Origin of the sequence: Nocardia harenae NBRC 108248, from assembly GCF_001612885.1 — a bacterium.
GTDB lineage: Bacteria > Actinomycetota > Actinomycetes > Mycobacteriales > Mycobacteriaceae > Nocardia > Nocardia harenae.
Genome location: NZ_BDBH01000004.1, coordinates 750,294 through 763,917, shown reverse-complemented (window position 1 = coordinate 763,917; position 13,624 = coordinate 750,294). Strand labels below are relative to the sequence as shown.

At 72.0% G+C, this 13,624-nt stretch carries 17 protein-coding genes; 3 read left to right on the top strand and 14 right to left on the bottom strand.

The features are described from left to right. Positions 1–256 precede the first annotated feature (256 nt). From NH2_RS09635 to NH2_RS09625, 3 genes are all read right to left on the bottom strand, one after another. Positions 257–1,885 (bottom strand): MDR family MFS transporter, encoded by a 1,629-nt coding sequence (locus NH2_RS09635; protein WP_067651414.1) that lies wholly within the window; start codon positions 1,883–1,885, stop codon positions 257–259. A gap of 15 nt (positions 1,886–1,900) precedes the next feature. Next, on the bottom strand, positions 1,901–2,374 hold the full coding sequence (locus tag NH2_RS09630) for a MarR family winged helix-turn-helix transcriptional regulator (RefSeq protein ID WP_067651411.1): 474 nt from the start codon (positions 2,372–2,374) through the stop codon (positions 1,901–1,903). Positions 2,375–2,487: 113 nt separating this feature from the next. Further along, positions 2,488–3,123: a pentapeptide repeat-containing protein gene (locus NH2_RS09625; protein ID WP_245650488.1), complete on the bottom strand. Its 636-nt coding sequence runs from the start codon at positions 3,121–3,123 to the stop codon at positions 2,488–2,490. Positions 3,124–3,284: 161 nt separating this feature from the next. Here NH2_RS09625 and NH2_RS09620 point away from each other — a divergent pair, with 161 nt between their 5' ends. After that, entirely contained in the window at positions 3,285–3,863 is a 579-nt protein-coding gene (locus NH2_RS09620; protein ID WP_067651406.1) for a TetR/AcrR family transcriptional regulator, read from the top strand. A gap of 10 nt (positions 3,864–3,873) precedes the next feature. On the opposite strand, the gene NH2_RS09615 is transcribed toward NH2_RS09620, so the two are convergent. The 6 genes from NH2_RS09615 to NH2_RS30295 form a co-directional block, all read right to left on the bottom strand. Further along, positions 3,874–4,653: an ABC transporter permease gene (locus NH2_RS09615; RefSeq protein WP_067651403.1), complete on the bottom strand. Its 780-nt coding sequence runs from the start codon at positions 4,651–4,653 to the stop codon at positions 3,874–3,876. Next, positions 4,650–5,777 (bottom strand): ABC transporter substrate-binding protein, encoded by a 1,128-nt coding sequence (locus tag NH2_RS09610; RefSeq protein WP_067651400.1) that lies wholly within the window; start codon positions 5,775–5,777, stop codon positions 4,650–4,652. Before NH2_RS09610 ends, NH2_RS09615 begins: the two co-directional genes overlap by 4 nt. Beyond that, complete coding sequence (locus NH2_RS09605) at positions 5,774–6,490, bottom strand: ABC transporter ATP-binding protein (protein ID WP_067651397.1); 717 nt, start codon at positions 6,488–6,490, stop codon at positions 5,774–5,776. The genes NH2_RS09610 and NH2_RS09605 overlap by 4 nt, the downstream gene beginning before the upstream one ends. Next, positions 6,466–7,482: an acyl-CoA dehydrogenase family protein gene (locus tag NH2_RS09600; RefSeq protein WP_067651393.1), complete on the bottom strand. Its 1,017-nt coding sequence runs from the start codon at positions 7,480–7,482 to the stop codon at positions 6,466–6,468. Before NH2_RS09600 ends, NH2_RS09605 begins: the two co-directional genes overlap by 25 nt. After that, positions 7,479–7,997: a DUF4242 domain-containing protein gene (locus NH2_RS09595; RefSeq protein WP_067651390.1), complete on the bottom strand. Its 519-nt coding sequence runs from the start codon at positions 7,995–7,997 to the stop codon at positions 7,479–7,481. The genes NH2_RS09600 and NH2_RS09595 overlap by 4 nt, the downstream gene beginning before the upstream one ends. A gap of 63 nt (positions 7,998–8,060) precedes the next feature. Beyond that, positions 8,061–8,108, bottom strand: coding sequence for a hypothetical protein (locus NH2_RS30295; RefSeq protein WP_369690040.1), 48 nt, complete (start codon positions 8,106–8,108; stop codon positions 8,061–8,063). 67 nt (positions 8,109–8,175) lie between these two features. On the opposite strand from NH2_RS30295, the gene NH2_RS09590 reads away from it, so the two are divergent. Then, the gene (locus NH2_RS09590) at positions 8,176–8,808 is read left to right on the top strand and encodes a TetR/AcrR family transcriptional regulator (RefSeq protein WP_067651387.1); all 633 of its coding nucleotides are present in this window, start codon (positions 8,176–8,178) and stop codon (positions 8,806–8,808) included. A 228-nt stretch (positions 8,809–9,036) separates the two neighbouring features. Then, positions 9,037–9,459: a hypothetical protein gene (locus NH2_RS09585; RefSeq protein ID WP_067651384.1), complete on the top strand. Its 423-nt coding sequence runs from the start codon at positions 9,037–9,039 to the stop codon at positions 9,457–9,459. Between the two features lie 168 nt (positions 9,460–9,627). Here NH2_RS09585 and NH2_RS09580 read toward each other — a convergent pair whose 3' ends face one another. The 5 genes from NH2_RS09580 to NH2_RS09560 all read right to left on the bottom strand — a co-directional run bounded on the left by NH2_RS09580 (position 9,628) and on the right by NH2_RS09560 (position 13,559). Next, positions 9,628–10,128: a DUF1772 domain-containing protein gene (locus NH2_RS09580; RefSeq protein WP_067652520.1), complete on the bottom strand. Its 501-nt coding sequence runs from the start codon at positions 10,126–10,128 to the stop codon at positions 9,628–9,630. Between the two features lie 88 nt (positions 10,129–10,216). Next, entirely contained in the window at positions 10,217–10,999 is a 783-nt protein-coding gene (locus NH2_RS09575; protein WP_067651381.1) for an MBL fold metallo-hydrolase, read from the bottom strand. Between the two features lie 222 nt (positions 11,000–11,221). Next, positions 11,222–11,731 carry an SRPBCC family protein gene (locus tag NH2_RS09570; protein ID WP_067651378.1) on the bottom strand — a complete coding sequence of 170 codons (510 nt, stop codon included), beginning with the start codon at positions 11,729–11,731 and terminating at the stop codon, positions 11,222–11,224. Between the two features lie 11 nt (positions 11,732–11,742). Then, positions 11,743–12,978 carry an NADH:flavin oxidoreductase gene (locus tag NH2_RS09565; protein ID WP_067651375.1) on the bottom strand — a complete coding sequence of 412 codons (1,236 nt, stop codon included), beginning with the start codon at positions 12,976–12,978 and terminating at the stop codon, positions 11,743–11,745. Continuing rightward, positions 12,975–13,559, bottom strand: coding sequence for a TetR/AcrR family transcriptional regulator (locus NH2_RS09560; protein WP_067651372.1), 585 nt, complete (start codon positions 13,557–13,559; stop codon positions 12,975–12,977). Before NH2_RS09560 ends, NH2_RS09565 begins: the two co-directional genes overlap by 4 nt. Between the last annotated feature and the right edge of the window lie 65 nt (positions 13,560–13,624).

Sequence of the window (13,624 nt, the reverse complement as noted above, 5' to 3'; positions counted from 1 at the left end):
GCCACATGGGCACCTCCGGGTCTCAGTGCGGGTGAGCTTGGCAGGTGACAGCGTGCCAGCAGATCACCCGCAACGGGTGAGATCGTCCGTTTCGCTACGGCGTGGCGTGATCTCGAGTTCCGGCTCCACCGCACTCGGCCAGCTCACCCGCGTGGCGCTGCTCTGGGCCCACACCACCCGGCCCGCCCGCGTCCGGCTGCTGCGCCGGACAGGAGAAACGGGCCCCGGATCGCTCCGGGGCCCGCTGCTCGGGGAGTCAGTGCTGGAGCACGCGCTCCCTGGTGTCGTCGACGGTGGTGTCGGTCGGCGGCGTCGTTCCGGGCCGCATGGGATCCAGCGCCGGGTCGATATCGATCGTGGTACGCAGCGGCTTGTTCGGCAGCAGCGCGGTGGCGATCAGCGCGATGACGCAGGCCGCGGCGGCGACCAGGAAGATGCGCCCGGTGGCGTCGCCGTAGGCGGCGCGCACGATCTCCAGCACCGGCTGCGGCAGCGACGCCAGGTCGAGGCTGCCGCCGCCGGAGCTACCGGCCGGGATGCCGAGCCTGGCGAAGCCCTCGGCGGAGAGCTCACCCACCCGGGAGGCCAGGATCGAGCCGAGCACCGAGACCCCGATCGCGCCGCCGAAGGTGCGGAAGAACGCGACATTGCTGGAGGCGGCGCCGATGTTCTGCACGCTCACCGTGTTCTGCACGGCCAGCACCAGGTTCTGCATCATCATGCCGACGCCGAGGCCGACCACGCTGATGTAGGCGCCCACCAGCCACAGGTTGGTGGCGTGGTCGATGGTGGAGAGCAGCGCGAAGCCGATCACCAGCAGCACGCCGCCGGACACCACGAACCGCTTCCACTTGCCGAACCGGGTGATCAGCTGCCCGGAGGTCACCGAGGCGATCAGCATGCCCGCCACCAGCGGGATGGTCAGGATGCCTGCCGCGGTGGGGGAGTAGCCCCGCGCGGTCTGGAAGTACTGGCCGAGGAAGGTGGTGGCGCCGAACATGCCGACCCCGACCGCGATCGAGGCGATGATCGCCAGCCCGGTGGTCTTCTCCAGCACGATGGGCAGCGGCACGATCGGCGATTCCGCCCGCCGCTCCACCCACACGGTGGCGGCCAGCAGCAGCACGCCCGCGCCGACGTAGAGCGCCGACTCCCGGGAGAACCAGTCGTAGTACCCGGCCTTGCCCGCGAAGGAGACCCAGATCAGCAGCACCGAGACGCCCGCGGTGAGCAGGGTGGCGCCGAGCCAGTCGATGGAGACGCCGGTCTTGCGCTCGGTGGGCAGCCGCAGCGTGCGCTGCAGCAGGAAGAGCGCGATCACGGCCAGCGGCACGCAGACGAAGAAGCACCAGCGCCAGCCGAGCGGGCTGTCCACGATCACGCCGCCCAGGATCGGGCCGCCGGACATGGAGACCGCCATGACCGCGCCCATGTAGCCGGAGTACCGGCCGCGCTCACGCGGCGAGACGATGGAGCCGATGATGGCGACCACGAGCGCGGTCAGCCCGCCCATGCCGACGCCCTGGATCACCCGGGCGACCAGCAGCAGTGGCACGCTGTGCGCGACGCCCGCGATCACCGAGCCGATCACGAAGATCACGATGGCCGACTGCACGAGCAGCTTCTTGTTGAACAGGTCGGCGAGCTTGCCCCAGATCGGGGTGGTTGCCGCGTTGGCGAGCAGCGCCGTGGTGATGACCCAGGCGTAGGAGGTCTGCGAACCCTTCAGGTCGCCGATGATGGTCGGCAACGCGGTCGCGACGATGGTGGTGCTCAGCAGCGCCGTGAACAGCGCGGCCAGCAGACCGGTCATCGCTTCCAGGATCTCGCGGTGCGTCATGGCGGCGGGCTCTCGGTTCTTCACCGCCTCGGCTGTGGTTGACATCGAATACCTGACTTTCTATCGAACCGGCTGGTGCTCGCCCGCGCCGGTGCGGAGAGCGTGTTCGGTGAGCTTTTCCCGGAGGCTCCGGATGGTGCTGCGGGCGCGTTCCGCGTCCTCGTCGCCCCAGTCGTCGAGCATGGCGGCCATGACCTCGGCGCGCTTGACCCGGATCCGGCGCAGCAGTGCGCGTCCCCGGTCGGTGATGTGCAGGACCGTGGCCCTGCCGTCGCTCGGGTCGGGACGCTTGGTCAGCAACTGGTCCGCGACCAGTTCGGCGACGTGGCGGCTCAGCGCCGACGGGCTGAGGCACATGGAGACCGCCAGATCGCCCTGCCTGCACGGGCCGTGCTCTTCCAGGGTGACGAGCACGCCGAGGCCGCCGGCGAGCAGCCGTTCGTCCTCGTTGCGGGCGATGGAGATCTTGATGGCCCGGCCCATGAGGTAGAGCTCGTCGATCAGGCTCTGGGCCGTCACACTCGACACCGCCATCGCCACCACTCCCCGGAGTCATTTACTTGCTTGCGGTAAGCAACTATACGACGGTTGTTTGACACAAGCAACTAGTTTGCGGGCGTGGGGTCGATCACTGTCTGTTTGCCGGCTCAGTCCCGGACGAGGAGGCCGATCGATGCGGCGAGCAGGGGAGCCAGCTCGAACAGCTGGGTGCGCGAGATGGTCGCGCCGCGCAGCGCGGGCACGCCCTCGGTCACGGAGATGCTCACGGCCTCCCGCAGGTCGACCTTCTCCAGGGTGGTGTCGCGCAGGGCGAGCTCGACCCGGCTGCCGGGGAAGGTGACGCCGGTGAGCGTGGCGCCGCCCAGGTCGACGTCGCGCAGCACACAGTCCCGGAAGGTGACCTCGCGCAGCTGGGCGCCGCGGAAGTTCGCGCCGTCCAGCTTGCAGCCCTCGAAGGTGATTCTGCGCAGGCGGGCGCCGATGAGTTCCGCGCCCGCGAGCGCCGATTCGATCAGTTCGACGTCCTGCCAGGAGGACTCGGTCAGGGTGGCGCCGGTCAGGTCGGCATTGCGGAACCAGGAGTCGGCGAATCTCGTCGCGGTGAAGTCGGTGACGGTCAGCCCGGCCGAGCGGATGGCGCACTCGGTGAAGCGGGCATTGCGCGCGGTGGCGTTCCGGTGCTCGCCCTCGACGAGGGCGCAGTCGTAGTCGCCCTCGTCGTCGAGGGGGTCGTCCAGCGGGCGGAGGTGGGCCGCGAAGGGGAGGCCGTCGAGTTCGCGCACCTCGTGCACCCTAGTGGCGGGGTGCGACAGGATCGCTACTCGCCGCCTCCGCCGCAACTGGACCCCGCTCGCCACGCGCCGTCTACATCTAGCACTGCTAGTCATTGGATCAACACTAGATCTATCAATGGTTGATTGTCTAGCGATGCTAGTATCGAGCGATGTCGGTTCAGGAGCGAAAGCAGCGGGAGCGGGCGGAGCGGGAGCGGCTGATCGTGGACACCGCCCGGGAGCTCGCCGAGCAGCACGGATGGGATGCGGTAACCACGCGGCGGCTCGCGGAGCGCATCGAGTACAGCCAGCCGGTCCTCTACAGCCACTTCCGCGGGAAGCGCGAGATCATCGGGGCGGTCGCCCTCGACGGCGCCACCGAACTGGCGGCGGAGCTGCGAGCCGCGACCGCCGCGGCGGTCGAGACGCGCGCCCGGGTCACCGCCCTCGCCCGCGCCTACCTCGACTTCGCCGCCCGCACCCCGCACGTGTACGACGCCATGTTCCAGCTCGACGGCGGCTTGACCTTCGCCAGCGATCAGAGTCCGGAGCCGCTCAAGGACGCGTTCGCCGCCCTGCTGGAGACCCTCGCGGAGGTCGCGGGGGACGGCGTCGAGCCTGGTGTTTTCACCGAGGTCTTCTGGGCGGCGCTGCACGGGCTGGCCACCCTCACCCGCGCCGGCAGGCTGCCGCCGGACGCCGCCGAGCAGCGAATCCAGCTCCTGGTCGACCGCCTCGCCGTGGCTTGACGGAGAGCGCTCATCGCCGGTCCAGCACCGCCCGCGCGCCGGAATCCAGCACGAACCCCAGTGCGCCGATGACGACGATCACCGCCATCACCTGGTCGTACGCCAGCTGATCCCGGGCATTCAGAATCTGATAGCCCAACCCCGAACGTACGCCGAGCATCTCGGCCGGAACCAGTACCACCCAGGCGATGCCGAGCGCGATCCGCAACCCCGCCTGCACGTGCCCGCGAATGGCGGGCAGCACCACCGAGAAAAGCCGTTCGCGGCGGGTGGCGCCGAAGGACCGGGCCACGAGCAGCAACCCGGGATCGATGGCGCGAACGCCCGCGCTGGTGTTCAGGACGATGGGCCAGACCGACGCCGCGGCGACCAGGAACACCACCGGCTGATTCCCGATGCCGAACACCGCCACGGCGATCGGCGCCCACGAGAGCGGCGAGATCATCCGCAGGAACTGCACGACCGGGGCGACGGCGTGCTCGGTCGCGGCGTGCAGCCCGAGCAGCAACCCGAGCGGAACCCCGATGGTCACGGCGATGAGCAACCCGAGAAGCAATCGCCACAGGCTGACCCCGATATCGGCGAGCAGCACCCCGCGCTCGTACAGCGCGTGCAGCGCACCGGGCACGTGCTGCGGGGCGAACTCGCGAAGCAGCGAATCGGGCCCGGTCAGCACGCTGGTGACGAGCCACCAGAGCGCGAGCGCGGCGACGATGGCGGCGATGCGGGGGAGCGGGCTGCGCCTGGTGCGCGCGACCGGGTCTCTATCGGGGAGGGTGGTGGTGGTCACGACGGGTCGATCTCCTCGATGCGGGTGGGGGTGGCGCCGCCGAGGCCGGCCCGGACGAAGCGGTCGTCGACGAGTTCGGCGTGTACCCGGGTGGGGTCGAGCTGGTCGAGGAAGCGGGTGTCGCCGTCGACGAGGGTGGCGGGCATGGCCTCGATCAGCGCCCTGGTGAAGCTCGGGTAGGGAAACGCCTGGAAGCCGATGCGCTGCGGGTTCCACTCCGGGTGCCGGACCGGGGGCGGCTTCGGGTAGGTGAGCGCGGTCGTGATGGCGGGCAGCGGCTGCGGAAGGTAGCCGCCGGCCAGCATTTTCGCGGTAGCGGGGCGGTCGGTGTCGATCCGCGCCTGTGCGGCCACGACGCCGTCGGTGAGTGCCTGGGCGACCTCGGGGCGCCGGTCCAGCAGGTCCTGGTGCACGACGAGCGCGCAGCAGGCGTGGTCGCGCCAGAGGTCGCCGAGGTAGCGGTGGATCCGGCCGACGCCGCGCACCTGGGCAGCGGCATTGAACGGGTCGGCGACGGTGAAACCGGCGATCGAACCGTTGGCCAGCGCGGGGACCATGTCCGACGGGCTCATGACCACCAGCTCGACGGTGCGGCCGGCGCGCTCGGCGGAGCGCCGGATCACCGGGCGCAGCCCGTGCGCGCGCAGGTACTGCTGGACCAGGATGTTGTGGATCGACCACCAGAACGGGATCGCCACCTGGGTCCCGGCCAGCTGCTCCGGCTCGGTGATGTGCGGGGCGACGGTGAGCGCGGAGCCGTTGGTGTGGTTCCAGCCGAGCACCCGGACGTCGGCGCCGAGCCCGTACCTCAGCTGCACGGCCAGCGGCATGAGCAGGTGCACCACGTCCACCTGACGGGTCAGGAACGCCTCGGCGAGCGCGGCCCAGCTGCGGAAGAGCACCGGCTCGGCACTGTCCACCGCGCCCGCGGCGACGGTGTTCGCGCCGTGCGCGACCAGCAGCGGGGCGGCGTCGGTGATCGGCAGGTAGCCGATGCGCAGCGTGCCGCCGGTATGGGTGCGGTCGGTCCCGGCGGAGCGCGCCAGGTCGGTGACCCCGGCGATGCCGCCCGCGGCGACCAGCCCGGCGCACCCGCACAGCAGGGCTCGGCGGGAGAGGCTCACGCGGGCACCACCGTCTCGCGGTACCCGGCGACGATGCGCTCGCGCACGGCGACCGGGTCGGCCCCGATGAGCCGGACGTCCTCGCGCACGGCGGCACCCGGCCCGATGAGCACGATCCGGTCCGCGAGCCGCAGCGCCTCGTCCACGTCGTGGGTGACGAGCACGGTGGTGCAGGAGAGCTCGGCGACCAGCTCGCGCAGCCAGTCCTGCAGGTCCGCGCGCACGGCCGGGTCGAGCGCGCTGAACGGCTCGTCGAGCAGCAGCAGCCGGGGGCGCACGGCGGCGGCCCTGATCACCGCGATGCGCTGCGCCTGACCGCCGGAGAGCTGATCGGGGTAGCGCCCGGCGAGGTCACCCAGGCCGAAGCGGGCGAGCAGGCCGAGCGCGTGTTCGCGGTCGAAGCCATCGCGGTGCCGGGTGAAGCGGCCGCCGAAGAGGATATTGTCCCGCACGGTCAGCCACGGCATGAGCAGCGGCTGCTGGAAGACGGTGCCGGTGGCGGGCGGGGTGGCGGCGCCGTCCCAGTCGATGGTCCCCGCGTCCAGCCGGTCCAGCCCGGCCAGCACCCGGAGCAGCGTGGACTTGCCGCTGCCGCTGGCGCCGAGCACCGCGAGCGTCTCCCCGGCGGGGACCGCCAGGTCGAGGCCGCGCAGGACCGGGGTATCCGCGTAGCTCCTGTGGCCGTCCGCTATTCGTACTGCGAGAGTTCCCACCGCAACTGCCCTTCCGAGGGTGACTGGATCGGCAGGAAGGCAGCCTCCCGGAACCGACGATTGGTGGCGCTCGCGGTGGCGTAGCTCGCCCCGCCGCGCAGGGCGAACTCCAGCCGGGTGGCCTCGACCGCGAGCCGGGCGGCGCCGAGCCGGACCTCCAGCAGCTCGGCCGGGCCAGCCGCGCCGGGGTCGGCGGCGTGCCGGTACAGCTGGTGCCGCAGATCGTCGCCGCGGGCGGTGAGCGACTCGAGTTCGGTGCGGAACTCCTCGCCGAGCCCGTCCAGCCGGTCCGCGGCCTCGACCAGCGTTGTGCGCGCGATGCCGGTGCAGAAGGCGGATTGCAGCAGCAGGAAGGTCGGGCGGATGGCGCCGCAGAAGCCCTTCAGGTCGCCGGTGATCCGCTGCTCGATCGCGACGTCGGTGAAGCGCAGCGAGGTCGAGGCGGTCGCGCCGAGCGCGAGCAGCTCCGGCGCGGGGGCCACTTCGACACCGGCCGCCCCGGTGCGGGTGCAGCCGACGTGCCCGCGCCCCGACCCGTCCCGGAACGGGAAGACGATCAGCGCGTCCGGGAAGACATTGGAGGCCCAGGCGATCGGCCCGGAGACCCGGTCGCCGTCGGCGGCCAGCGGCAGCGGGCCGAGCCCGGCCAGGTGCTTGAGCGCCGCCGCCATGGCGGTGACGCCGACGGTGCGGCCGGAGGTCAGCCCCGCCAGGTGCTCCGCGCGCACGGATTCCGCTGCGCGGGAAACGTATTCGATGGTCATGCGCTGCGCCCAGAGCGAGAAGCCGACCGCGAGACTCTCCCCGGCGACCGCCTCGACCACGCCGACGATCGGCTCGATCCCCGGCTCGCCGAGGCCGATATCGAGCAGCCCGAGGCGGCCCAGCTCGGCCAGGTCGGTGCGGACGTCGGTCTCGTTCCGGTCGAGCGCGGCGGCCCTGGCGCGGACGAAGGCGACCGCCTCGGCGCGGGCGTCGAGCACGGCGGTCATGCTCGGGGTTCCGTGAGCGCGTGCAGGCGGTCGATCGGGGTGCTCACCGCATCTCGGGCACGCCGGACCGCGGCCTCGTCGGGAGCGTCGTAGAAGCACAGGCACTTGGCGGTGTCCTCGCGGACGTAGGTGCGCAGGAAGTCGACCTCGGGCACGTTCGCGTACCTGGGCGCGTTCGCCTTCTTGCGCGCGAGGTAGGTGTCCATGTCGATCTCGGCCGGGATGTCCCACTCGACCAGGTACCCCGCCGCCGGGCGGGCCGCCTTCAGCTGCGCCAGCTCGGCGCCGACCAGCCGCACCTCGTGCGGGCCGTCGACCGCGCCGAGCGCGCCGTCCGCTTCCAGCCCGGGCGCGCGACAGGACTCGAACTCGGCGATCGCGAAGATCCGCCCGGCACCGCCGGTCACCTGCGCCTCGATCAGCTCGCCGCCGGCCTCGCCGATGCGCGCCGCCAGCTCGTCCACGGCCTTGGCCGGATCGATCGCGGGCGCCAGTTCGTACAGGTACAGGGACATGCGGAATCGCCTTTCGGAGAACGGACAGCGGTACCCCGCACAGATGCGGGACCGGGACGCGGCTCAGCGCGAGTGACGACAGGCAGCACCGGCGACGCGCACGAGATCCACGTGCAGGCGGCGGGTGAGGGTACTGCGAGTCACGGTTCAACCATGGCATAGACAGAACGATCTGTCTATGCGGAGGAGCGGTTATGGTGGTGGTGTGACGACGTCGACGGAATCCGCGGCGCAGGCCGAGCGGCCGAGCAAGGCGAGCCCGGCGCAGCGCCTGCTCGAGACCGCCGGTGCCCTGTTCGCCCGCTACGGCATTCGCGCCGTCGGCATCGACCGGGTGCTGGCCGAGGCCGGGGTGGCGCGGGCCAGCCTGTACTCCAGTTACGGCTCCAAGGACGCGCTGGTGCTCGCCTACCTGGAGCATCTCGATCGGCGCGACCGCAATCGCTGGCTGGAGGCGGTCGCCACCGTCGCCGACCCGGCCGATCGGGTGCTGACCTTCTTCGACCTGGCGCTGGCCTCGGCGCCCGGCAAGGGGTTCCGCGGGTGTCAGTACGCCAATGCGGCGACCGAGTTCCCGGAGGAGCGGCTAAAACCGGTTGTGGCGCACCGCGTCTGGGTGCGGCAGACGCTGACCGACCTGCTCGCCGAGGCCGGGATGGCCGATCCGGGCGGGCTCGCGCTGCGGGTCCAGCTGGTCTACGACGGTGCGCTGGCCGGGTCGAAGCTGGAGCACTCGGTGGAGCCGCTGCGGCTGGGGCGCGCGATCGCGGCGGAGCTGCTCCGGGCGGGCCGGGGCCGGGCGGTCCGGTAGCCGGCATCGCGATGCGGTGATTCGCTCGAACGGACGTCGGGGCGCAGAACGGGTGCGAACGGCATAGGCAACCGATCGCCGCACTGATCGGGCGGGTTCGCTCGGTAGGCGGCGGTCCAGGAGCCACTGCGTCGGCCTTGTCCCGGTATGCGCGCGGAAGCGCTGGGACCGGGGCGCTCGCGACGCTGTGCGCGGCCACCGACCCGGCGGCCGCGGGCGGCGCAGACCGTGGTCAACCACTTCGGCAGCAAGATCGGGCTGTACCTGGCCGGGCCGGCCGAGCGGTTCGCGCCGACGGTGCGGGCGGAGCGCTCGGTGGCGGTGCCCGGCGACGTGGAGTCCATCGTGCGCACGGTGGTGAAGGATTACGAGCGCACCGGGGAGGGCACCTGGCGGCTGCTCGCGCTCGCCGAGCGGATGCCGGAGCTGCTGCCGATCATCGAGGACGGGCACCGTTTCCACCGGGACTGGGTGGAGACGGTCTTCGCGGCGGCGATCGCGAGCCGCCCGCACGAGCAGGACCGGTTCGGTGATCTGCTGGTCGTGGTGCTGAACGTCGGCACGTGGCGCAGCCTGCGGCGGGAACAGGGGCTGAGCCGGGAGGCCACCGTCGACTACCTGGTCACGCTGGTGAACGCGCTGCTGCGCTGAGGGGCAGCGCGAGTGCTCCAGGTGGGCGACGATGGCGGCGGTCGCGACGGTGGCGGCGGGTCGCTCCCGGAGCGAGCCGCCGGGGGCCGGCCCGGCCGGGAGCTCACCCCGCCTCGGCGGTTGGTGCGCCTGCTGCTGCTCGGGGCCGTTCCGGTCATTTCCGCGAGCCTAATCGGCGAGCGGGCGCGCCCGGTCGCCGGAGAGCGAGAGCGCGCGCAGCGCGCAGAGCCAGCCCACCCCGCCGAGCGCCATCCTGGCATAGTTCGCCGAGGTCCAGAGCTCGACGAAATCGGCGATCCGATCGGGGCTCCAGTCCGCGCCGTCGCGCTGGAAGAGCACCATCTGCGGCACGAACCAGCCGTAGCTGACCACCGCGTAGGTGGTCATGAGCAGGGCGGCAGCCAGCCACCAGCGGCGCATCGGGCCCGGCGCCCGCCAGGCGAAGCCGATGTTCACCAGGGCGAGCAGCGCGACCATGGGCGAGACGAAGGGCCAGAACGCCGTGCCCGCCCGTTCGAAGCCGGAGTCGGTCATGGCGGCGAGCGTCTCCGCTGGCGGCACCTGCTCCCACAGGTGCACCACGATGACCTTCTCGTACCAGCCCGCGCCGAATTGGATGCCGACGAAGATCACCAGGAGCCAGAGTGCGATGGCGCGTGCGCGTGTCATGAACAGCAACGCTAGGCCGCACGGAGGCGCCGGGGATCCGGGCTCGACCCCGAGCCGGACCCCGAAATCTCCCCCGGGAAGGGAACTTTCAGGCGAGCGAACCGGCGAGCAGCGAGGGGTCGTGTGCGCAGACGATCCGCAGGTCCGGCTCGCCGCGCCGGTAGAGCTCGGCCAGCCGGGCGTGGTTCTCCCTGACCCGGTGCCGGTCGTAGGCGACCAACGACTCCATCAGGGACAGCGGGAACGGCACCGTGGAGCGGCCGTCCAGCGTGGCCGGGTGGTAGAAGGCGTCGCCGGCGTGCAGGATCCAGCGGTGCCCCGCGTCCACCGCGACGCAGGCATGGCCGCGGGTGTGCCCGGGCAGCGCGATGAGCACGATTCCCGGCGCGATCTCGGTGAGCTCGCGGGCCGCGGCGAAGCCGCGCCACGGCTCGCCCGCCGGGTTGTGCTGCACGAACTTCGGGCCGTGCGCCCACTGCGCGGCGCGGAAGCGCATGCGCTCGCGCGAGGTCGGCTCGGTGACGCCGCCGCGCAGCTCCGCCGAGGTCAGGTGCACCTGGGCGTGCGGGAAGTCGGCGAGCCCGCCGATGTGGTCGGAGTCCAGGTGGGTGAGCACGATGTGGCGCACGTCGTCACGCTTGAAGCCGAGCCGCTCCACCTGCCGCGCCGCCGTCTCGGCCGGCTCCAGCGCGGGCCGTAGCAGGTGCCGCACCGGGCCGATCCTGGCGGCCGGGTCGACGATGTCGTGCAGGCCGAAGCCGGTGTCGACCAGCACCAGCGAGCCGGGTGCTTCGACCAGCAGGACATGACAGACCAGGTCGGCCGTCGCGGGGGGATGCATGCTGCCACAGTTCAGGTGGTGGACTTTCACGAGCGCGTTCCGTCGTCGAAGGGAGAGGGGGCGTCCGCCTCGGCCACGAGGGCGGACACCGACAACCTACGGAATGCGGGGCGTTTGCGCGCCCGGTTGTCACACATCCGCTCGCCGAGTCGTCACCCCGTCGACAGAGACCGAACGAAGGCGGACGATATGCGGGCGGCGGTCCTCGGAGCGGGCGGGCTGACCGACCGGTCGCCATCTTGGCCAGTACGGTCAATCCACCTGCTCGGACTCCAGGGCCTCCTTGAGCCGGGCCAGGGTGCGCCGGATATTGCCCTCCTGGAACTCGGCGAAGCCGCGCTTGCCGGTGACGATGCGGTCGAAGACCGCGGCAACCGGGTCCGGCCAGCCGGTGCGGTCGTCGATCCAGGTCTCGGTGACCCTGGTGCCGCCGTCGACCGGCTCGAAGCGGTACTCCCAGCTCGCCACCGCCACCCGGAGCGCGGGCTTGCGCAGGCCCCACCGCTGCACCTGGAAGGCGAAGCGGCTGCCCCGCTCGGCGGCGGTCACCACGCAGCCGGTGTGCCAGCGCATGGCGCCGCGCGTATTGGCGCCGACGAAGGTGTCACCGACCCGGGGCGGGCGATCCGGATCGGCCACGACCGCCCCGGTGTTCTCCGGGCTCCACCGCCCCATGCGGGTGACGTCGGCGATATTGTCGTACGCCGTCGCCGGGTCGACGGCGATCACGATGCTGTCGGAGATCTGCATGGTTCGGGCCATGCCCCGCGACTCTACGCACGCCGGGGGCGGGAACCGCGGAGCCGGACCGGCGGCCTGCCGTCCCGCAGCTCCGCCGCCTGCTCGTCCGGGCGCGCCAGCACGCAGCGGGTGCGGTGGAAGATCGTGGTCATGCAGACATTGCAGTGGGTGCAGAGCGACTCGGTCGCCGGATCGGCGCGCAGCCGCTGCAGCAGGTCCGGTTCGCGGAGCAGGGCCCGTGCCATCGCGACGAACTCGAAGCCGCGGGACATCGCCAGATCCATGGTCGGCTTGGTACTGATACCGCCGAGCAGCATGAGCGGCATGGTCAGCTCGCGCCGGAACTGCTGCGCCAGGTCGAGCAGGTAGGCCTCGCGGTAGGGGTACTCGCGCAGGAAGAAGCGGCCGCTCGCCCGCAACCCCCAGCGCAGCGGCGGCGGGAAGGCCAGGGCGAACTCCTTGCGCGGCGCGCTGCCGTGGAAGAAGTACATGGGGTTCAGCAGCGAGCTGCCCGCGGTGAGCTGCAGCGCGTCCAGCGCGCCGTCGGCCTCCAGCCAGCGCCCGATCTGCAGGCTCTCCGGCAGTTTCAGTCCGCCGCGCACGCCGTCGTCCATGCTGAGCTTGGCGGTGACGGCCATGCCGGTGCCGACCCGTTCGCGCACCGCGGTCGCGATCTCCCTGGCGAAACGGGCGCGGTTCTCCAGTGCGCCGCCGTACTCGTCGCGACGGTGATTGAGCAGCGGGCTGAAGAAGGCGCTGACCAGGTAGTTGTGCCCGAAATGCAGCTCGACGGCGTCGAATCCGGCGTCCTGGGCCAGCGCCGCGGCCGCGGCGTGCGCGCGGACCAGCCCGCGCACCTCGGCCGCGCTCGGCCGCCGGGTGGCGGCCATGCCGAGCGGGCTGAAGAGCCGGCTCGGCGAGAGCGCGGGCGCCCGGTTGGAGGCGGCATTGGCGACCGGTCCCGCGTGGCCGAGCTGCGCGCTCACCGCGGCGCCCTCGGCGTGCACGGCGTCGGCGAGCCTGCGCAGCCCGGGCACCGCCTCCGGGCGCATCCAGATCTGCCTGCGCTCGGTGCGGCCCTCCGGCGCCACCGCGCAGTAGGCGACGGTGGTCATCCCGACCCCGCCGCGCACCGGGCGCAGGTGGTACTCGATGAGATCGTCGGTGACCAGCGCGTCCGGGGTGCGGGCCTCGAAGGTGGCGGACTTGACCACCCGGTTGCGCAGCCGGATCGGCCCCAGCGTGGCCGGGGCGAACACGTCGTTCATGCTTCCTCCGGGGAGAGTGCGAGCCCCGCGCTCACGAACGCGGTGAGGGCTGCCACCGCGGCGGGGGAGAGCACCCGGTCGCCGGCGAGCGGGTCGCCGAACTGGCCGAGCACGAGATCGAAGGCGAGCAGCCAGCGCCGCCGGGCGGTGGCGGCGTCGAGGCCGGGCACCAGCTCGCGCAGCAGCGCCACCCACGGGTCGAGCCGGAACCAGGTGGCGGCCCAGCGCACCGGTCGCCTGCCGAGCACCATGCGGGCGAGCAGGTGCAGGTAGAGGCGGCCGGTGGGGTCGGCGGCGAGCTCGGCGAGCGGGGCGATCAGCGCGGCGACCACCGCGCGCACGTCGGGGGCGTCGGCGGCGAGATCGTCCAGCGCGGTCTGCCAGAGCGGGCCGAGCCTGGCCTCCAGGAGCGCGGCGACCAGCGCTTCCTTGGAGCCGAAGTGGTAGTGCACGGCGGCCGGGTTCACCCCGGCGGCGGCGCACACGGCGCGCACCGACACCCGGTCGTACCCGGACTCGAGCAGCAATCGCTCGGCGCTGGTGAGGATGCGCTCGCGCGTTCCGGTCTCGGCTCGTCCCACCACTGAATTAGAACACGTTTCAATCAATCGTTCAATCACTGATTGAAACGTCCCGTCGGAGCGGC